This window comes from Spirulina sp. CS-785/01, assembly GCF_028330525.1.
Classification (GTDB): Bacteria; Cyanobacteriota; Cyanobacteriia; order Cyanobacteriales; family Spirulinaceae; genus JAQMSD01.
Window position 1 is genome coordinate 1 of record NZ_JAQMSD010000041.1, and the last position, 20,398, is coordinate 20,398.

Genomic DNA, 20,398 nt, shown 5'->3' on the forward strand with positions numbered 1-20,398 from the left:
AAATTGTAGAACGAGACACCGTTGTTTCAGACACTTGTGAGAGACATTTTCTCCCCCTCTCCCAAGGTTGGGAGAGGGGGTTGGGGGGTGAGGGCGACTCCAAACCGCCATATCTCGTTACCCACCTTGACAGGGCTGGGGAGATATAGGCTAATTGCCTCCTTCTTCCTTCTTCTTCCTTCCTTCTGCCCTTTGCCCTCTGCCTTAGAACCCCTCTGCCTTCGGATGCTGGTAACTGTCCCACCCTGATCCATAAAAAACCCATCACCAAAAAGAGTATTAAAAAGTACAAGATTATCGGTCAAACAAGTCACAATACAAAAAAAGAGCGAATTCTTGCAGCTAGACAGGAGCGAAATCCAACTGTGCAAACAAAACCGAATCCAGTAACGAGCGACGCAGTGCAGATTAAAGTAGAGGACGATCGCACCGGAATGAGTCCGGAAACGCTGAAACGTGCCTTTGCGGATAACCTATTCTATAGCCAAGGGAAATATAAAGATTGGGCCACCCCCAACGACTACTTTATGGCCTTGGCTTATACCGTGCGCGATCGCTTAATTCATCGCTTCATCAAAACCCTCAACACCTACGAAGAACAGAAAGTCAAAATCGTCTGTTACTTCTCCGCCGAATTCCTCATGGGCCGCCATCTAGGGAACAACCTAGTCAACCTCGGCATCTACGACGAAATGAAAAAAGTGGTTGAAGAAGCAGGACTCGACATTGAAGACTTAATCGACCAAGAACACGATCCCGGCCTCGGTAACGGAGGGTTAGGCCGTTTAGCCGCTTGTTTCCTAGACTCCTTAGCCACCCTCGAAATTCCCGCCATCGGGTATGGCATTCGTTATGAATTCGGAATTTTTCACCAACAAATCCGCGACGGGTGGCAAGCGGAAATCCCCGACAAATGGCTACGCTTTGGCAACCCCTGGGAAATTCCCCGCTTAGAAGCAACCGTAGAAGTCAAATTTGGCGGTCACACCGAAACCTACCACGACGAAAAAGGCCGGCCCCGGGTCATCTGGGTCCCCGATCGCACCGTCACTGCCATCCCCTATGATACCCCCGTCCCCGGTTACGACTGCAACACCGTCAACCCCCTCCGTCTCTGGAAAGCAGAAGCCGGAGAAGACCAAGACTTCAACTTTGAAGCCTTTAACGCCGGAGACTACGATGGGGCCGTGGCCAGTAAAATGTCCTCCGAGACCATCTCTAAAGTCCTCTATCCCAACGACAACACCCCCCAAGGCCGACAACTCCGCCTAGAACAACAATATTTCTTCGTGTCCGCTTCCTTACAGGACATGATTCGTCGTCACCTGCGGATTTACGAAACCCTCGATAACTTCTACGATCATTACGCCATCCAACTCAACGACACCCACCCCGCAGTCACCATTGCTGAATTAATGCGGTTACTGGTGGATGAACATGGCATGGAATGGGATAAAGCCTGGTACATCACCCAAAAAACCTGCGCTTATACCAACCATACCCTCCTCCCGGAAGCCCTAGAACGGTGGTCTGTATCTCTCTTTGGCAAATTACTTCCCCGACACCTCGAAATTATCTATGAGATTAACTTCCGTTTTCTCGCCGATGTACGCACCTGGTTTCCCGATGATAATCAATTATTGAGTAATCTCTCCATCATCGAAGAATCCCCGGAAAAATCGGTGCGGATGGCCCATTTAGCTTGTGTCGGGAGTCATGCCATTAATGGGGTTGCGGCCTTACATACCGAGTTACTCAAAAGTGACACTCTGAAACACTTTGCCAAACTGTGGCCAGAGAAATTCTTTAATAAAACCAACGGTGTCACCCCCCGACGTTGGATTTTACTCTGTAACCGGAAACTGGCAAACTTGATCACCGAAACAGTGGGTGATGGGTGGCTGAAAAACCTCGAACAAATGCGAGGATTAGAACAATATGCCACTGATCCCCAATTCCAACAGCGTTGGCGGGAGATTAAACAGGCCAATAAACGGGAATTGGCTGATTATATCTGGAAGCACAGCAACGTCGAAGTTGATCCCAACTCCATGTTTGATGTGCAGGTGAAGCGGATTCACGAGTACAAACGGCAATTACTCAATGTGTTACATATTGTCGCCCTCTATAACCGCATTAAGCGGAATCCTAATGTAGAGGTTGTGCCTCGGACCTTTATTTTTGGTGGGAAGGCCGCACCTGGCTATTTTATGGCCAAATTGGTGATTAAATTGGTCAATGCCGTGGCAGAAGTGGTGAATAAGGACCCGGATGTGAAAGGCCGCTTAAAAGTGGTCTTTACGGCGAATTTTAATGTCTCCTTGGGTGAACGCATCTATCCGGCTGCCGACTTATCCGAACAAGTTTCTACGGCGGGTAAAGAGGCTTCAGGAACAGGTAATATGAAGTTTGCCATGAATGGGGCTTTAACCATAGGTACATTAGACGGGGCGAATATTGAAATCCGGGAGGAAGCGGGAGCAGAAAACTTCTTCCTGTTTGGATTAACGGCCCAAGAGGTGGTGGAATATAAGGCTAAGGGATATAACCCCATGGACTATTATCACCGGGATATGGAACTGCAAGGGGTCATTGACCGTATTGCCTCTGGATACTTTTCTGGGGGAAATCAGGACTTGTTTAAGCCGTTGATTGATTCTCTGTTGTATCAAGATCAATATATGCTGCTGGCTGATTTCCGCGCTTATGTGGAATGTCAGGAGAAAGTCAGTGCTGCGTATAAAGATCAGCAGGAGTGGACTCGTATGGCGATTTTAAATTCTGCCCGTATGGGGACTTTTTCCAGCGATCGTCCGATTCGGGAGTACATGACCGAAATCTGGAAAGCAAAACCCGTCAAAATTGAACTGGAGGAATACGACCCCGCAAAAGCGGTCTTATCGAGCTAGTACAATGGTCTAAGATTGGCAATCTGTCCACCTCTCTGATGTAGAGGTTCATAAATAGCAGCGAGACGCGGAAATTCCGCGTCTCTTGCTGTTGAGGGGTAAAGTGGGGAAAAACCGGGTTTCTATCAGCCATCTCGATGAAACCGCCCAACTGTAAAAGAAACCCGGTTTCTTACTCTACAATTAAAAATCGATACGAGATATTATTTAATTTTTAAGTAATGCTTGAAACCCTGCTTGCTGAAAATGGGTATCAGCCGTTAATGCGTCAGTAATTCCTCGATTTTGCATGACGATGAAAGATACACAATCTACTAAACCCCATTCTTTATCATTGCGCTGTTTAAACAGAGTCAAGGCAGCCATATATAAATCCTTGGTTAACAAGATAATTTCAACATTTGGATCAGCCTCAAGGGACTCTAAGAGTTGGATGGCAGCATTCCGATATTGTCTTCTAGACAGTGCATTCCCAATTTCTAATAATATTGCTTCAGTGGTAACTAAGCGAACTTTATTGGCTTCAATTTGACGAGCCAATTTAACCGCTTTTTGATGATATTGATCAGTTATAGAAGAAAGTGCAATAGTAAAGGAAGTATCTAAAAAAACTTCAGTCATTCTCAGATACTATATCTCCATATAAATATTGATCGACTTTCTCAGACCAGTCAGGATTGCCTTGTAATTGTAAAGACTGAGCCGTTTTTAGAAATGAATTAGGCTGAGATTCTTGAGGAAGTATTGTTTCAACAATAATTTTTACTCTTGTTCCGGCTTCTAAGTTTAAGGGAGATTCTAGTTGCAGGGATTGACCATCAAATATTGCGTTCAGTTCTTGACTCATAATGATTCATAATGTGTAGTCTTAGGAAAATTGTAGCGTGAAGTTGGGAGTGGAGAGAAACCGGGTTTCTATCACCTATCTCGATGAAACCGCCAAACTGGAAAAGAAACCCGGTTTCTTACTCTCGATGAGGGGTAGGAGGGGAGAAACCGGGTTTCTATCACCCTTCTCGATAAAACTGCCAAACTGGAAAAGAAACCCGGTTTCTTACTCTAGCTAAGGATTAATGCTGTCTGTATCAACTAAAATTGTGCCACGTTGGTTAGAGCGCAGGTCATAACCGACCATCGACAGATTACCGGGGTTGATATCTGTTCCTACAATGTACTGAAGCACACTACCGCCAAATAATTTGGGGTCGCGTTCTCGGATATCAAAACGACTTTCTTTTGCTCCCCAGTAGAGACAAGTGCGATTATTCCCTTGGGTGGCGTTTAATTTTAACCAACCGCCGCACGGTAACGCCCTAGAATTGTTCGCAGCATTATGATCCCTGAAGTGCAACCATTCCCCCTCTAAGTCGAAGTCTTGATCACCGAGAAAACTGGAGGCAAAACGGACATTCAAGGTGTCGGTTGTATTCCCTCGGTAAATTTGCAGTACAATTTCTGGCGCACCTCGCCAAAAGCGGGATTCTCGGTCTTCGATAATCTGAAGATAAGGGACACCTACAGAACCCGCTTGACTGAGTAATACGGAGTTCTTTACAGAGACGGCGTTAAGGGCGGTTCTGGGGAGACTTGCTTGTGGTTCTTGGGGGTCTTCTTCGGGGGGGGCTTGACTCTCTGGAAATCGCTCTGCGCTGGCTTCTGGGGGTTTGTGATTGAGATGTTCCTCAATGGCAATCATTAAGAGGGGAGTGTTGGGGGGTTCGTGGGGAGAGAGGGTTACGGCCTCTCCTTCTAGGGTAAAGGCTTTGAGTGCCTCGACTTGTTCTTCTGGCAGGACGGGATCAGCCCCCACCAGAATTTCTCCCCCTTGCCATTCTCGACGCATTTCGGGGTCGGGAATATAGAAGTCTAGACGGGGTTTGACTCCTACGTTTTGTTGGGACATTTGGCTTTCGATGCGTTCCACTTGGGCGAGGAGTTCTTTGGCTTGGGGGAAACGTTCGCTGGCCTGTTCTAAAAAGTTACGAAAGAGTAAAATTTGCTCTCGGTTTGGAGATTCGGCGATCTGTGTTTTTAAGAATTTGCGTGCGGCTTCTTCTTGGAGGAATTGGCTGGTTTGTTGGGCTAATTTATAAATTTGTTGCCGTAATTCTGCTAATTTTTCGCTGTCTTGGGCTTGGGCGGGACGGTTGAGGAAGTCCGGGGCTGCTGTGGCTGTGAGGGGCAGAATTGTGGCGGTAATTGTGGCTAATAGACGTTGATTTAACATGATTGGCTTTAGTTAGTATAGATTGTTTTGGGTTGAAACCTAAGTCTAAGAGTTAAAACCCGTTGAAACGGGTTCAAAGAGTCACAATTTATAGTTAATTACTGACCTTGGGTTGAAACTCAAAGCTAAGAGTTAAAACCCGTTGAAACGGGTTAAAATAGTCACGATTTATGGTTAATTACTGACCTTGGTTTGAAGCCCAAGGCTAAGAGTCAAAACCCGTTGAAACGGGTTAAAATAGTCACGATTCACGATTAATTATAATGAGTTACCTTTTATATCGTTAGGATTTTTCTATTTTTTGAAGTTAATTAATTTAGGATTAGGGGGTTTAAAATTATTCAACTCTGTCAATGTCGGTGTTACAAAATGTACCGGAATCCTGTTGATCATTGTAGGGATGTTGATAGAAGACGTACACTAAATCCCGACTAGGGTTTAAGCCAATTTGAGTGACGGGTTTTCCGTCGTTGCCGACGGCATTTCCTTCAACGGGGCCGCGCACTGCTGTGCCATTATCAAAGGTGATTTCGCCTTCAGCTACCTGATAAATGCCGGAATCGGTATTGAAGTAAACTAAATAACTTTCGGAATCTCGGTTAAAATTAAATTGTACGTTATTACATTCAGCGATCCATGTTTCTGCGAGTGCCGGAGTGGGAATTAAGGCTACCGCAGAGGCTATGAGAAGATGAATAAATTGAAGATGAATAAATTGAAGATGAATAAATTTCATAATTATTGATGGTTGGAATTTAGGGAAACTAAGGGTAAGGGGTCAGACTCTTGCTTCTATTCCTCTTTCAACAACAGTAAAGAGGGAAAAACCCCCCTTGTTTTGGGGGAGAATGCTAGTTAACCTGAAGACTTACCAAAGAATCTTTGTTCTATTTGGCATTGTGTCGATTTTAAGCAAGTCTTAACTCCCTCCTCCGAATTAAGTGGCGATTCAAGACTGTCCTTCGATAGTGGGACGGATTCTCGGTTAAACTAAGAGGGAGAATGCCTACTGTTGTTGTAATGAAACTGTTTTGGACTCGTCTTGGCCAAGTTGCGATCGCGCTTTCCCTCGTCCTCATCATTGTGAAAGTGACGGCCTATCTCCTCGGAGAAATTCTCTGGTTTCAGGAGGTGGACTATTTAGCTGCATTTTGGGTACGGTTACAAAGTCAAGTGGGACTCTGGATGGGGGTTAGTCTTATTTCCCTGATTTTTCTGGGGTTTAATCTCCGATTTAACAATCGTCTCAAATATCCCCCCCCATTAGAAAGTATTGAACGGACTCGACGAGGCCGTAATACGGAGGAGTTAAGTCCCCGACAACGGAAAAAAATAGAACACCATTTGACCCAATATCAAAATACTCCCTCTCGTCTCCCGTCTCAGCAAAACGCTTCTACGGTGGCCTATCCCTCCCTTCGGGATGCGATTTTACAGCAACGAGATGCCCAAATTACGGCGAAAACGGCGGTTAAACGGCCCCGTCAAAGCGGACTGCCTTTAACCCTCTTATTACCTCTAATTGTGGCCTTGGGGGCGGTTTTGGGCTTCATGTTACTCCATTACAGTAAGGTGATGCAGGATTATTGGCAACGGGATTTAACCTTGCCAAAAATTACCCCTCCTCTCCCTCTCCCCTTTGACTGGGAGGCCATTCAGGTGGAATTTGCACAAATTACCGCGACGGGATGGGGGTTTCACTGGCAATGGTTGGTGGTGGTGGGGACGATTCTTTTCTTGTTGGTTAACTGTGAATGGGTGTTGCGTTTCATTGCGGTGGGGTTGAGTCTCTTATTTGGGTTTGTCCTGTCGGGGAATTGGACTCGCATTCTAGAATCTTTTTGGGGACAACCGTTTAATCAACAAGACCCCCTCTATCATCTCGATATTAGCCTGTATATTTTCCAGTTGCCTGTGTGGGAGTTGCTCTATTTCTGGTGGGAAGGGTTATTACTCTTTGCTTTATTGGCCGGAATGATAATTTATTTGTTATCGGGGGATAGTATGTCTCAGGGACAGTTTCCGGGGTTTTCTGGCCAACAACTGCGTCATCTGGAAAGTTTGGGGGGAGGACTGTTGTTGGTGTTTGCTCTCCACCACGGGATCGAAGCGTTACAGTTGGTGTATTCGGGCCGGGGGGTGGCCTATGGGGCCAGTTATACGGATGTGCATATTCAACTCCCGGTTGAGGTTGGGTTGGGTTTATTTTCAGGTGCGATCGCGTTATTTTTACTCTACAAAGCCTTCTTCTCCCTCTCCCTCCTCAGTTTTATCTGGCAAGATCAAGTCACCGGAAAACCCCACCTTCTCCCCTTCTCTCTCATCTTAGTGGGCCTCTATGCCGGAATTTTCCTCTTAGGCAGTTTTGCGGCCACCGCAGTCCAACGCTTCAGCGTCCAACCCAACGAACTCGAACGGGAAATCCCCTATATTGAACGGAGTATCGCTCAAACCCGGTCTGGGTTTGCCCTGGACCGCATCAATGCGAAAACCTTTAACCCCCAAGCCAATCTCAACTTTAATAGCATTGTCAATAATAAATTTACCATTGATAATATCCGTCTCTGGGATGCCCAACCCCTCCTACGGGCCAACCGACAACTCCAAGAAATTCGTCTCTACTATCATTTCCTCGATGCAGACATTGACCGTTATACCCTACAAATTCGCAACGAAGATACCAACCAAGTCCAAACTAAAAAAGAACAAGTCTTAATTTCTGCACGGGAATTAGACTATACAAAAGTCCCCCAAGCCGCTAATACTTGGGTGAATGAACATCTCGTTTATACCCATGGGTATGGGTTCACCCTTTCCCCCGTGAACCAAGTGGGAGAAGGAGGACTCCCAGACTATTATGTGCAAGATATTGCCAGCCAAGAAGAAGGGGGAACATTACGCATTGCTGAGGAAGTCGTCGAGGATAGTATTCCCATCGGCAAACCCCGCATTTATTACGGGGAATTGACCAATAACTATATTATGACCTCCACCAATGTCCAAGAGTTAGACTTCCCCAGCGCCCAAGGGAATGCTCAAAACACCTATGATGGAGAAGGAGGCATTGCGATCGGGCCATTATGGAGACGATTGTTATTCTCCCTTTATTTACAAGATTGGCGAATGCTCTTTACAGAGAACTTCACCCCCGACACCCAATTACTGTTCTATCGCAATATTAACCGTCGTGTCCGGGAAATTGCCCCATTTTTATACTACGACAGTGATCCCTATTTGGTGAACGTCGATCTAGGAGAATCTCAATATTTATACTGGATTATTGATGCCTATACCACCAGTTCCCGTTACCCTTACTCAGACCCCGGTGATCATTCCTTTAATTATATTCGCAACTCGGTTAAAGTCGTCATTGATGCCTATAACGGCGATGTCACTTTTTATATTGCTGATAGCAGTGATGTCATTATCCAAACTTGGCAAAAAATTCTCCCCAATTTCTTTAAATCTCTCGAAGAAATGCCCCCAGCATTGCGCCAACATATCCGCTATCCAACAGACTTCTTCACCGTTCAATCAGAACAGTTATTAACCTATCACATGACCAACCCCAAAGTCTTTTATAACCGAGAAGATCAATGGGAAGTTCCCCAAGAAATTTACGGAGAATCCGCACAACCCGTAAACCCCTATCACTTAATCATGCGCTTACCCAATGAGGAGGAAGCCGAATTTATTTTACTCCATCCTTATACCCCCAGTGCGCGACCCAATTTAATTGCTTGGTTAGCTGCCCGGTCTAATGGGGAACAATACGGGAAATTATTACTTTATCAATTCCCCAAACAAAAATTAGTCTATGGGGTGAGTCAAATTGAGGCATTAATTAATCAAGACCCCAATATTTCTCAACAGATTTCCTTATGGAATACTCAGGGGTCACGGGTGTTAAAGGGGAATCTATTAATTATTCCCCTTGAAGAATCTTTACTCTATGTCGAACCCCTGTACTTGGAAGCAGAACAAAATAGCGTCCCCACCCTAGCAAGGGTGATTGTGATTTATGATAATACCATTGTCATGGCGGAAAATTTGGATCAGGCATTTAAAGAACTCTTTACTCCCCCCTCTCAACGAGAACAGTCTCCCCCTCCCATTATCCGGTCTTTAGACGGATTAGACGATAGTTTATTAGACAATCCCAACTTTAATTTAGGGAATGAAGAATAGATAATGGGTAATGAATGCTTTGAAGCAGACTGAGAAAATAAGGTAAAATTTTGAGCCATGAATCATCCCAAAAAAACGTTAATTAATCACGATATTAATCCGCAAACCCTAGAACAGATTATGGATCAAGTCTGTCATGATAATAACCCTGTAATTGTTACCAGAAATGATAAATCTTCTGTCGTCATTATGTCCTTAGAAGATTACCAATCTTTTCAGGAAACGGCCTATCTTCTGAGCAGTTCTAAAAATGCCAAACGACTTTTTGAGTCCATTGCTGAATTAGAAGCAGGTCAAGGTGTCGAGAGGGAGTTACTAGAGTGAAACTTATCTTTTCTGAAAAGGCTTGGGAGGATTATTTATACTGGCAAAAAAACGATCACAAAATACTCAAAAAGATTAATCGTTTAATCAAAGATACTCAAAGGACTCCCTTTGAAGGAATGGGGAAGCCAGAACCCTTAAAGCACGGATTATCCGGTTATTGGTCAAGACGTATTAACGACGAACATCGAATGGTGTATAAGATTGAAGATGAGGCAATTTTACTAGCACAATTTCGGTTTCATTACTAAACATAAGGGGGCAAGATACCCCCACTCCTCTAGTAAATTGTAGGTTGGGTGAAGCGTAGCGTAACCCAACATCCTCTCGCAATTAACAATTAACAATTAACCATGAAAAACGTAGGGTTTCACTCCATTCCTTTTTAGACTCATGGACTCCTTCTTTAGTCCTTCTGCCCTCTACCTTCAGTAACCCAACCTACACAAATCAACAGCAAAAAAACAGGCGATCGCACCTAACATTACAATCGCCTGCTCTAAAAAACACTCACTCAACTAAGATTGACTCAAGGAAAACCACTTAGGACTGTCCCTTCTCAACCTCTGCAACCATCAAAATAGTCTTCAGAACAGAGTCAGGATTCAAACTCATCGAGTCGATGCCTAATTCCACCAAGAACTGGGCAAACTCCGGATAGTCACTGGGTGCTTGACCACAGATACCAATCTTACGGCCTTTAGCCTTCGCCGTTTCAATGGCCATTTTCACCATCCGTTTCACCCCATCACTGCGTTCATCGAACAGATGTGCCACCAAGGAGGAATCCCGGTCAAGACCCAAGGTTAACTGAGTCAAGTCATTAGACCCGATGGAGAAACCATCAAAGACCTCTGCAAACTGATCCGCTTGAATGACGTTACTGGGTAACTCACACATCACATAGACCTGTAAGCCATTCACACCTTGTTTCAAGCCGTGTTTGCCCATTTCGGCTAACACCCGTCGTCCTTCTTCAGGAGTCCGACAGAAGGGAATCATCGGGACCACATTGGTTAAGCCCATTTCATCCCGTACCCGTTTCAGGGCGATACATTCTAACGCATAGGCTTCGCGGTAATTGGGGTCATAGTAGCGAGAAGCCCCACGCCAGCCGATCATCGGGTTTTCTTCTTTGGGTTCAAAGCCAGACCCTCCTAACAAGTTGGCATACTCATTAGATTTGAAGTCCGACATCCGCACAATCACAGGTTTGGGATAAAAAGCAGCCGCAATCATCCCCACACCCCGGGACAGTTTATCAATGAAGAAGTCCGCTTTATTATCCGGATAATCCTGGGTCAATTCGGCAATTTCGTCTTTCACCGCACCTTCTTCAAGTTCATTAAACTTGAGTAAGGCCATGGGGTGGGCTTTAATGTGGTTGGCAATAATGAACTCTAACCGGGCTAACCCAACTCCCGCCGACGGAATTCCCGCTAAGGAGAAGGCTTGTTCGGGGTTGCCGATGTTCATTAAGATTTGCGTGCGGGTTTCGGGCAGGTTATCCAGTTCGGTTTTCTGAATCTCGAAGGGCAACAAGCCACTGTAAATATGCCCTTCATCCCCTTCTGAACAGCAAACGGTGACTTCTTGACCAGTTTTGATCCGTTTGGTGGCATCGCCGCAACCGACAATGGCCGGGATTCCCATTTCACGGGCGATAATGGCAGCGTGGCAAGTCCGTCCCCCTTGGTTGGTGACGATCGCGCTGGCCTGCTTCATAATCGGTTCCCAGTCGGGGTCGGTACGGTTGGTGACAAGCACTTCACCGGGTTTGAATTGGCGAATGCTGGACACATCTAAAATGGTGCGGGCTTTCCCTTGACCAATGGCTGCCCCCACACTGCGCCCACTGGCTAAGATGTCACTATGGCCTTGCAGTTCATAGCTTTCTAAGACATTGGCGGTTTTCTGGGATTGCACGGTTTCTGGCCGCGCTTGAACGATGAACAGTTGTCCGGTTTCCCCGTCTTTGGCCCATTCAATGTCCATGGGGGTGTATTGGCCCCGAACAGTGGAGTAGTGGTCTTCAATTTGGGCGGCCCATTGGGCGAGTTTCAGGATTTCATCGTTGTCAATACAGAATTTTTCCCGTTCGGGTTTGGGAACTTCGACGTTTTTGGTCAGTTTCGACCCGCCGACATCGTACACCATCTTGATGGCTTTCTCGCCTAAGCGTTTTTCTAAGATGGGACGATAGCCGTCTTTTAAGGTAGGTTTGAAGACGTAGTATTCGTCTGGGTTCACGGCCCCTTGGACGACGTTTTCCCCTAACCCGTAGGCGGCGGTAATTAAGGCGGCGTTGCGGAATCCGGTTTCGGTGTCGATGGAGAACATTACCCCAGAGGAGGCCAGGTCAGACCGTACCATTTTTTGCACACCTGCTGAGAGGGCAACGGCAAAGTGATCAAAGTTGTTATGATGCCGATAGGAAATTGCCCGGTCGGTAAACAGGGAGGCAAAGCATTTATGGCAGGATTCTAAAACCCCTTTGACTCCGCGAACGTTGAGGTAGGTTTCTTGTTGTCCCGCAAAACTGGCTTCGGGGAGGTCTTCTGCGGTGGCACTGGAACGAACTGCCACATCTACGTCATGGGTTTGTTGTTCGCAAATTTCCCGATCTTTTCCTTCAAACCGTTCGCAGAGTTGGGAGTCCTGACCGTAGCGTTTGCAGAGTTTTTTGTAGGCCAGCGCGATCGCATCTTGCAAATCTTTCGGGAAAGGAGTATGTAAAATTAACGCCCGTGCTTTCCGTCCCCGGTCTTGTAAGTTTTGAACGTCATTAACATCTAAATCACTGAATAATTCCCGTAGTTTCGGTTCGAGGCCACTTTCTTTAACATAATGTTGATAGGCATAAGCCGTTGTCGCAAACCCCGTTGGGACGTTTACTCCCTTGGGTTGTAGCTGGCGGATCATTTCTCCCAAGGAGGAATTTTTACCGCCGACTAAACCGACATCTTTACTCTCGACTTCTTCAAACCAAAGGATTAAAGCGTTTTCTTTGGAAGTGCTGGAAGTGCGTTCGAGATCGGTATGTACCATAAGATTTCTCCTCTTTGGACTTCAGTCAAAGGTTAAAATGTGTCTAGCTTTTTACTCAGAGAGACTGTCTTTTTTTCTAAGTTAACTGATTCTAGGTTAACTGATTAGAAAGTTGACTCATGGGAAAACAAGCAAGATAGAACGTCAGCAGGAAGCAAAACAAGAAGATTCGCAAAATCACAAGGATGTTTGTTAAATTTTAAGACTTCTTTAGCAAATCTTTAGATCACCATTAGTTAGATCACCATTATTAGATCACCATTATTAGATCACCATTAGATTAAATCACCATTAGATTAAATCACTCTTAGAACGGATCAGAACTGGGATGATCGGTCAGCTTTGCACAAGAAGCATCACTTCTTGAAAACTTCCCTTTTCTGTTCACTTTTCAGTTTACGAGGTTTGGCAAGATTTGGTGGATTTTTTTGGAATATATTTATCTTCTTTTGGGAATCGTAATGAAAGTTTGCAAAAATCGCCTCTAAATAAACAAGAGCAGTCTTGCTTATCTCGGCTATCACCCCTTTTAAAAATGGGGTTTATCCCGCATAACAAGGGAGTTTTCATGGTTTCTTCTTAATGCCAGAGCAGAAAACGTTAGTTTCTCATAAAGTTAAGTTTTTTAAAGAGCAGACCCTTTCGGCCATCCTAATCCCCTTGTCAAAAGCAGTGAAAAACGGTATATTAAAATGGGAAAGTATTTACTCAACGCTTCATAGTTAGAATTAGAGATAGAGTTTTAGAGATAGAGTTTTATAGTTAAGGCTTAATAATTTACTTTCAGGTAGAGCAAACTAGGAAATTTTCTGGACGAGATTTTTGGTATAGTGCTTTCTCTATCGCTCTATCATACTATCTAGAGAAAAATATTTAGAGAAACCCTAATCTAACTCATTTCACCGATCATAATAGTTATCATATTTGTCTCAAGCTAATTGTATTCTGAAACACGCTTTTGAGTTGAACCGAGGATACTCAACTCAAGTCATTATTTAAAAAGCCCACCCATCAGGAAATTGCGCTATTTGTGAAGAAAAAATAAAGGATATCGCCCCAACTCCCCCAGAGCAAGGAGAGAGGAGAGAGAATAGAGGAGAAATTACAGACTTCTCACGTCTCTCCCCTCACTTCATCTTCCCCAACTCCCCCAACTCCCAACTATTCCCGCATTTCCTTCCCCAACCGACCCCAAAAACGGTAAAATTAAAGATCGTGACCTTTTATACGGAGAAAGTCCCCATGGCTCGTAAATGTCAACTCACAGGCAAAAAGGCGAATAACGCCAACGCCATCTCCCACTCCCACCGTAGAACCAAGAAACTCCAACAAGCCAACCTGCAATGGAAAAGACTGTGGTGGCCAGAAGGCAATCGCTGGGTACGGCTCAAACTTTCCACCAAAGCCCTGAAAACCGTACAGAAAAAAGGATTGCAAACCGTTGCCAAAGAAGCAGGAATCAACCTCAATAAATTTTAAGGGTACAGTACAGCCAAGCCTCCACCGAACAAAAACCCCGTTCACTCCAGTTTCTACAGAGTGGACGGGGTTTTCGGTGTAGCGGAAACTAGCTATCTTGTTTCTCTTGTAAAAGCTGAGTCGTCAGCCTCATACTTTCCTCATAGAGCTTATCCCGGCCCCAGCGTTGTAACTGTTGCCCTAATAACTGTTCCGTTGCTTGGTCCGACAACGCCGTAACCTGGTTGATCTGACAAGACTGGGCCCCGCCGCCCGCTTCCATACGCATACAACCCGTCGTTTCCGAACACAGCACCGTACAGCAATCGACATTAAGGTTTGTAGAACTTAATTTTAAACTAATTAAATCCCCTGGAATCTCGCCCCAGTCTGCCGTAGGAATGCCCGCCAATTCCGCGTGAATCTCCTTTTGTTCCTTGCCTAAAAACTTAATTTTGCGGATATCATAATCACCCCCCTCGGCCTGATACTGAACCGGAGTCCATTGCAGACGACTAGCTAACCAGCCTAAAAACATCAAGGCTTGAGACTGGTTGCCCTTTTCATAGTCAATCACCACTTGGTCCACCTCCCAGACATTAGCCCGGCGTTCTGGGGGATCAAAGGCTTCCGCCGCTAACTCCTGCCAAGGGGCAATTCTGCGCCAATTTAAATCCGAGATGGGGATTCCCTCTTTCAATAAATGCCCGATACAAGTTAAATCCGCTTCTGGATGACTAAAGCCACTAGAGTCCACAATCACCGAGTCACTATCATTAGCAATACGCTGAAAGAGGCCATATTCGGCTTGGGGGGTAGCTTTCCACCAGACAAACTTAGGCAACTCTGGAATCATTAAGGCTGAAATAACCCCGCCAATGCGTTCTAAAGCCTCTGCGGTGCCTCGCAGGGTAATATACTCACAACAGACCAAAGTTGTGCCACTACGCTTTTGTATGGGGCAATAGGCGGACACTTGGGCTGTTACCCCTTCATCTTCCCCCACAGTCGGGCAGAGGGTGATAATGCGACAGGGATTGGCGGCTGCGATCGCATCGGCAATTCCCGCCCCATCGGAATCCGGTGCGTATTGTAACGCCGCCCGTAAATTCTCCGGAGTTTGCTTATCCTGTTCCGTAATCTCTTGAAACCGCTTCTTTAACCGGTCCACAAACTCTGGACTCGACTTGCCCGTTACCTCCAACTCAAAATCCTTCTGCGCCGCCTTAATCGCCGCTTGGGTGCGTCCCCCGGCAATACCATCAATGGGCCCCGTATAATAGCCCAAAGCTGCTAAATATTGCTGTGTGCCATCGGGTTCATACACCAAAACACTAAAGGTTGCCGCCCGTTTGGCCGACATTCCCCCCTCACCGGACATATAAGTGTCCCAGATATCGTGTAAAGACGCTTCAATCTCATCAATGGAAACATCCTTGGGGTCTTGTAAAGAAACCAGTGGTGGTGAAATAGAACTCATAACAGTAACCAGTAATCAGTAAACAGTAAACAGTAAACAGTAAACAGTAATCCGTGGGGGGTGAGACGTTAAACACACAACAAAAACATCCCACCCTGACAACAAACAACCTTATAACCTGCGCCAGCGTCGGCCATCCCGGTTGAGGAGAAACTCGGCCTCAGTGGGTTGCCATGTTCCCGCCTCATATTGGGGAATGGTATTGGGATCAGCCGGGGACTCCCAAGCGGACAAGGCCGGACTCACCACTCGCCAGGCTTCCTCTACTTCGTCAGCGCGAGTAAACAGGGTTTGATCCCCCAACATACAATCTAACAACAGACGGTTATAGGCATCTGCTGTGGCCATTCCAAAGGAACTCCCATAACTAAAGTCCATGTCAACGGTGCGAGTCCGTAAGTCTGGCCCCGGCATTTTTGCCTCAAACCGGAGAGAAATTCCCTCATTGGGCTGAATGCGCATGGTTAAAATATTGGGATTGGTTTGTTGGGCTGCCGATTGGAAAATTAACAACGGCACTTCTTTAAACTGAATGGTAATTTCGGTGACTTTCTTGGGCAACCGTTTCCCAGTCCGAAGATAAAAGGGAACATTTTTCCACCGCCAATTATCGATCATTAATTTCATGGCCACAAAGGTGGGGGTAAGAGAGTCGGGATCAACTCCAGCCTCCTCCCGATAACCTTTCACGGGTTTGCCTTTCATCCACCCTGCCGAATATTGTCCCCGAATGGCAGAACGGTCTAAATTGTGTAAGTCGGCTAAATGTAAGGCTTGTAAGACTTTGACTTTCTCGGTGCGAATACTATCCGCATCGAGGGAGTTGGGGGCTTCCATGGCGGTAATGGCCAATAACTGCATGAGGTGATTTTGCACCATGTCTCGCAGGGCCCCGGAAGTTTCGTAATAGCCAGCCCGATCTTCTACCCCCACATTCTCGGCCACGGTAATCTGGATATGATCGACATAATTACGATTCCAGAGGGGTTCAAAGATGGCGTTGGCGAACCGGAAGACGAGGATATTCTGTACTGTTTCTTTACCGAGATAATGGTCAATGCGATAAACTTGCTGTTCTTTACACACATCTTGCACTACTCGGTTTAGGGATTTGGCGGTCCCTAAGTCTTTCCCAAAGGGTTTTTCAATGACCAAACGGTTTTTGATGGGGTCTTTCAGCATTCCCGCTTCCCCTAGGTTTTGGATGCCGGGGATAAAGAATTTGGGGGAAACGGCGAGGTAAAAGACGCGGTTGCCACGAGTTCCCCGTTTACCGTCTAATTCTTCGAGAAAGGTTTTGAGTTTTTGATAGCTGTCTTGGTCGTCCATGTTGCCGGAACAGTAATAGAGTCCTTCGGCGAAGTCGTTCCAGACTTCTTCGGACCCGATACCATTGCCAAATTCTTCTACGCCTTGGCGCATTTGTTCGCGGAAGTAGTCGTGACTCCAGTCCCGACGGGCAACTCCGACGATGGTGAGTTCTGCGGGGAGATGGTTATCTTGTTTGAGTTCGTAGATGGCGGGGACGAGTTTTCGTTGCGTGAGGTCGCCGGATGCCCCAAAGATTACCATGATTAAGGGTTCGGGGGTGCGTTCTTGTTGAAGTCCAATACGAAGCGGGTTGTCTTGGAGTATCACCATAGTCAATGGACAGTAAACAGTAGTTATTTGGCTGGGAAGGGTTGAAGCCCTTTTTTTGGGATAAGGGCTTCAGCCCTTACTACGAACTTGTTGCTTGATGGAATGGGGAACAGGGAAGGGCTGAAGCCCTTACTACGAACCGGGCTGAAGTCTTTACTACGAACCGGGCTGAAGTTCTTACTACGAACCGGGCTGAAGTCTTTACTACGAACCTGTTGGGGTTATTCCCTGTCCCCTTTTGGGAGATCAACTAATAATTTTTAATTATTAATTATGAATTATTAATTGATCTAAACTGTGGCTAGTTGTTTGGCTTTGTCTTCTAGGGAACTCATTAGGGAATCAAAGGGTTTGACAAATTTTTCGATTCCTTCTTCTAAGAGTTCGTCCATTACTTGGTCTAAGTTGATGTTGACATCGTTGTCGCCTAGGGTTTCTATGGTTCGATAGGCGGTTTCTAGGTCGGTTTCGATGCGGTTGCCGGGGTGACAGTGGTCGGCGCAGGCTTCGATGGTGGCGGGGGGAAGGGTGTTGACGGTGTTGGCCCCGACGAGTTCATCAATGTACATGACATCGCTATAGTCGGGGTTTTTGGTGCTGGTGCTGGCCCAGAGGAGACGTTGGATATTCGCGCCTTTTTCTTGGAGTTTCTGCCAGCGATCGCTGCCATAAATTTCTTTATACTTCTGATAGGCGATTTTGGCGTTGGCGATCGCAGTTTTCCCTTTCAAACTAATCAACTTACTGGCCACATCTTCGCTAACCCCCTCTTGCAGTCGCGCATCCAGTCGGTCATCCACTTTACTATCAATCCGACTCAGGAAGAAACTGGCCACCGAAGCAATTTTACTAATATCTTCTCCGGCCTCAACCCGCTTCTCTAGGCCGCGAATATAGGCCCAAGCGGTATCAATGTAACTTTGCACCGAGAATAACAGGGTGACATTGACATTCACCCCCGCAGCAATGGCCGCTTCAACGGCGGGTAAACCTTCCGGAGTCCCCGGAATTTTAATCATTACGTTATCCCGGCCAATTTCGTTAAAGTAGCGGATGGCTGCTTGAATGGTGTCGTCGGTGTTTCTGGCTAAGTGAGGGGGAACTTCTAAACTCACATACCCATCTAACCCATTGGTTTGGTCGTAAACCGACTTGAGAATATCACAAGCATTGCGAATATCCTCGAAAACCAAGGTTTCATAAATCTCTGTAGTAGATTTTCCGGCTTTGATGCCTTTTTCTATATCCGCATCATAAACTTCATTCCCGGCAATGGCTTTTTGGAAAATCGCCGGATTGGACGTAATCCCTTGTACGCCTTGGTTTTCCACCAAATCCTTTAACTTACCAGACTCAATCAAGTCACGGCTTAAATTATCCATCCAGATACTTTGACCGTAATCTTGTTCAATGGAATAAATAGGATTCGTAGTCGTCATAAAATATAATCCTCAATGGTTACAAGTTAAGTGGTCTCTTTTTTTAGCGTTAAATACTAAGGCGGCCAATGACTTCCCTCAAATGTGAGAAGTTGGCCTTGCTTTACCGGGCCGCTACTGGCCCTTCGGAAGTACGTCGGTTGCGGTCTTGAATGAATGACTCCACCAGTTGCACATCCTCTGTTGAACCAATAACTAAAGGAGTCCGTTGGTGTAATTTTTCCGGCACAACCTTCATTAAGTCTTGGTTTCCCGTACTGGCCCGGCCTCCCGCTTGGTTGATCAAAAACGCTAACGGTGCGGTTTCATAGAGGAGACGTAATTTCCCTTCAGGTTTTTTCACTGTACCGGGATAGAGAAAGACCCCTCCCTGTAATAAAATCCGGTGGAAGTCCCCCACTAATGCCCCACTATAGCGAGCCGTATAACCTTCGTGACGGTGGACATAGCGGATATAATCCCGAATAGAATCATCCCACTGCCAGAAGTTCCCTTCATTAACACTGTAAACCGGCCCATGTTCGGGAATGGTGATATTTTCCTCGGCCAAGATAAATTCGCCTAAACTGGGGTCAAGCACAAAGGAGTGAACCCCATTCCCTACGGAATAGACAAACACCGTCGAGGGCCCATAGAGAATATAGCCAGCGGCCAGTTGTTTACTCCCATCTTGGAGGAGATCATTGGCTTCTCCATCTAAATCATCGCCTTGTTGCTGACGAATGGAGAAAATTGATCCCACATTTAGGTTAATATCCACATTTGATGAACCATCAATGGGGTCATACAGCAGGGTATAGCGTCCAATGGGGCAATTTTCGGGAATATAGTAGGGTTTGTCCATTTCCTCGGACGCGAGACGACAAACTAACCCACTTTGCTTAAAGACGGAGATAAAGACTTCATTGGCGAAAACGTCCATTTTTTTGACCGATTCCCCTTGGACGTTTACTCCTCCGGTCATTCCTAGGGCGTTTTCCATCAACCCGGCCCGACTCAACCGCCGAGCAATGAGTTTTCCGGCTAACCCCAAGCGGTTCATAATGGCACTAATATCTTGGGCCTCTGGAGACAGTAAAGACCCATTACTACTAATGGTTTTCACCACTTGCTGTAGGACATGGCGAGAAAGGGTGGTACAGTCTCGGTCTAGTAGTTGCTCGTGCATTAAAGACTGTTCATCAGTCTGTGCCATGGGGTTTCCTCCGTGCATCACTTACATGAGGAAGTGTCCTAAGCGTTTAGTGGATAAAAAACGAGACGCTTGGTTTATATCTCGTCTTTTTCCCTCAAGGGGTCAGGATGGGATTAACTGTGGTTCGTTTGGGGTACGGTCAGTCAATCTCGTCTTGTTCCATCACTCAGAACGCTCCCTATTGTTTCATGATAGGGAGACTTTCCTGAGAAGCGACTGAATTTTAGACTATTTCAATAAAAGAGCCGCTTTCCTCCCCCACCTCGGAACAGGTGGGGGAGGAAAGCGGGTGAGTCGATACCGCTTCTCCTGCGGAGACGCTGCGCGAACGATGCGGTTGAGACTCATCACCTCTTAGGCTACGCATAGACCATTTGACCTCCTGATTAACGTTGTTTTTGACACCGAAAACTGCCCGATTCGCTTCCACTGCCAGTCATACAGCGACACCACCTTATTGACCTCGCTGTAGCCGCCAATGTAGCCGAT

The 20,398-nt window shown here is 46.1% G+C and carries 15 protein-coding genes; 5 read left to right on the forward strand and 10 right to left on the reverse strand.

All coding sequences use genetic code 11. The annotated features are described in order from the left end of the window. Positions 1-434 precede the first annotated feature (434 nt). Positions 435-2,909, forward strand: coding sequence for a glycogen/starch/alpha-glucan phosphorylase (locus tag PN462_RS01965; protein ID WP_443029041.1), 2,475 nt, complete (start codon positions 435-437; stop codon positions 2,907-2,909). 207 nt (positions 2,910-3,116) lie between these two features. Here the strand turns inward: PN462_RS01965 and PN462_RS01970 are convergent, their stop codons facing one another. From PN462_RS01970 to PN462_RS01985, 4 genes are all read right to left on the reverse strand, one after another. Next, positions 3,117-3,530, reverse strand: a complete 414-nt coding sequence (locus tag PN462_RS01970; protein ID WP_272126200.1) for a type II toxin-antitoxin system VapC family toxin — start codon at positions 3,528-3,530, stop codon at positions 3,117-3,119. Beyond that, entirely contained in the window at positions 3,523-3,756 is a 234-nt protein-coding gene (locus PN462_RS01975; RefSeq protein WP_272126201.1) for a hypothetical protein, read from the reverse strand. The genes PN462_RS01970 and PN462_RS01975 overlap by 8 nt, the downstream gene beginning before the upstream one ends. Before the next feature lie 216 nt (positions 3,757-3,972). Then, complete coding sequence (locus PN462_RS01980; protein WP_272126202.1) at positions 3,973-5,136, reverse strand: hypothetical protein; 1,164 nt, start codon at positions 5,134-5,136, stop codon at positions 3,973-3,975. Positions 5,137-5,473: 337 nt separating this feature from the next. Next, complete coding sequence (locus PN462_RS01985; RefSeq protein ID WP_272126204.1) at positions 5,474-5,872, reverse strand: hypothetical protein; 399 nt, start codon at positions 5,870-5,872, stop codon at positions 5,474-5,476. A 266-nt stretch (positions 5,873-6,138) separates the two neighbouring features. Here PN462_RS01985 and PN462_RS01990 point away from each other — a divergent pair, with 266 nt between their 5' ends. The 3 genes from PN462_RS01990 to PN462_RS02000 are packed head-to-tail and all read left to right on the forward strand — an operon-like array spanning position 6,139 to position 9,899. Further along, positions 6,139-9,324 (forward strand): UPF0182 family protein, encoded by a 3,186-nt coding sequence (locus PN462_RS01990; protein ID WP_272126206.1) that lies wholly within the window; start codon positions 6,139-6,141, stop codon positions 9,322-9,324. 57 nt (positions 9,325-9,381) lie between these two features. Next, positions 9,382-9,648: a type II toxin-antitoxin system Phd/YefM family antitoxin gene (locus PN462_RS01995; RefSeq protein ID WP_272126207.1), complete on the forward strand. Its 267-nt coding sequence runs from the start codon at positions 9,382-9,384 to the stop codon at positions 9,646-9,648. Continuing rightward, entirely contained in the window at positions 9,645-9,899 is a 255-nt protein-coding gene (locus tag PN462_RS02000; RefSeq protein ID WP_272126208.1) for a Txe/YoeB family addiction module toxin, read from the forward strand. Before PN462_RS01995 ends, PN462_RS02000 begins: the two co-directional genes overlap by 4 nt. A 292-nt stretch (positions 9,900-10,191) precedes the next feature. Here PN462_RS02000 and ppsA read toward each other — a convergent pair whose 3' ends face one another. Then, positions 10,192-12,696, reverse strand: a complete 2,505-nt coding sequence (gene ppsA / locus PN462_RS02005; RefSeq protein ID WP_272126209.1) for a phosphoenolpyruvate synthase — start codon at positions 12,694-12,696, stop codon at positions 10,192-10,194. Between the two features lie 1,242 nt (positions 12,697-13,938). Here ppsA and rpmB point away from each other — a divergent pair. Further along, positions 13,939-14,175, forward strand: coding sequence for a 50S ribosomal protein L28 (rpmB, locus tag PN462_RS02010; protein WP_272126210.1), 237 nt, complete (start codon positions 13,939-13,941; stop codon positions 14,173-14,175). Between the two features lie 88 nt (positions 14,176-14,263). Here the strand turns inward: rpmB and opcA are convergent, their stop codons facing one another. The 5 genes from opcA to PN462_RS02035 form a co-directional block, all read right to left on the reverse strand. Continuing rightward, positions 14,264-15,634 carry a glucose-6-phosphate dehydrogenase assembly protein OpcA gene (gene opcA / locus PN462_RS02015; protein WP_272126211.1) on the reverse strand — a complete coding sequence of 457 codons (1,371 nt, stop codon included), beginning with the start codon at positions 15,632-15,634 and terminating at the stop codon, positions 14,264-14,266. Between the two features lie 111 nt (positions 15,635-15,745). Beyond that, the gene (gene zwf, locus PN462_RS02020) at positions 15,746-17,275 is read right to left on the reverse strand and encodes a glucose-6-phosphate dehydrogenase (protein WP_272126213.1); all 1,530 of its coding nucleotides are present in this window, start codon (positions 17,273-17,275) and stop codon (positions 15,746-15,748) included. Positions 17,276-17,565: 290 nt separating this feature from the next. Continuing rightward, entirely contained in the window at positions 17,566-18,714 is a 1,149-nt protein-coding gene (gene tal, locus PN462_RS02025; protein WP_272126215.1) for a transaldolase, read from the reverse strand. A 103-nt stretch (positions 18,715-18,817) separates the two neighbouring features. Next, complete coding sequence (gene fbp / locus PN462_RS02030; protein ID WP_272126216.1) at positions 18,818-19,909, reverse strand: class 1 fructose-bisphosphatase; 1,092 nt, start codon at positions 19,907-19,909, stop codon at positions 18,818-18,820. 223 nt (positions 19,910-20,132) lie between these two features. Further along, complete coding sequence (locus PN462_RS02035) at positions 20,133-20,276, reverse strand: hypothetical protein (protein ID WP_272126217.1); 144 nt, start codon at positions 20,274-20,276, stop codon at positions 20,133-20,135. Positions 20,277-20,398: the final 122 nt, after the last annotated feature.

Coding starts and splice junctions, on each gene's coding strand:
- PN462_RS01965 (WP_443029041.1), top strand. CDS start 435: ATGAGTCCGGAAACGCTGAAACGTGCCTTTGCGGATAACCTATTCTAT.
- PN462_RS01970 (WP_272126200.1), bottom strand. CDS start 3,530: ATGACTGAAGTTTTTTTAGATACTTCCTTTACTATTGCACTTTCTTCT.
- PN462_RS01975 (WP_272126201.1), bottom strand. CDS start 3,756: ATGAGTCAAGAACTGAACGCAATATTTGATGGTCAATCCCTGCAACTA.
- PN462_RS01980 (WP_272126202.1), bottom strand. CDS start 5,136: ATGTTAAATCAACGTCTATTAGCCACAATTACCGCCACAATTCTGCCC.
- PN462_RS01985 (WP_272126204.1), bottom strand. CDS start 5,872: ATGAAATTTATTCATCTTCAATTTATTCATCTTCAATTTATTCATCTT.
- PN462_RS01990 (WP_272126206.1), top strand. CDS start 6,139: ATGCCTACTGTTGTTGTAATGAAACTGTTTTGGACTCGTCTTGGCCAA.
- PN462_RS01995 (WP_272126207.1), top strand. CDS start 9,382: ATGAATCATCCCAAAAAAACGTTAATTAATCACGATATTAATCCGCAA.
- ppsA (WP_272126209.1), bottom strand. CDS start 12,696: ATGGTACATACCGATCTCGAACGCACTTCCAGCACTTCCAAAGAAAAC.
- rpmB (WP_272126210.1), top strand. CDS start 13,939: ATGGCTCGTAAATGTCAACTCACAGGCAAAAAGGCGAATAACGCCAAC.
- opcA (WP_272126211.1), bottom strand. CDS start 15,634: ATGAGTTCTATTTCACCACCACTGGTTTCTTTACAAGACCCCAAGGAT.
- zwf (WP_272126213.1), bottom strand. CDS start 17,275: ATGGTGATACTCCAAGACAACCCGCTTCGTATTGGACTTCAACAAGAA.
- tal (WP_272126215.1), bottom strand. CDS start 18,714: ATGACGACTACGAATCCTATTTATTCCATTGAACAAGATTACGGTCAA.
- fbp (WP_272126216.1), bottom strand. CDS start 19,909: ATGGCACAGACTGATGAACAGTCTTTAATGCACGAGCAACTACTAGAC.
- PN462_RS02035 (WP_272126217.1), bottom strand. CDS start 20,276: ATGCGTAGCCTAAGAGGTGATGAGTCTCAACCGCATCGTTCGCGCAGC.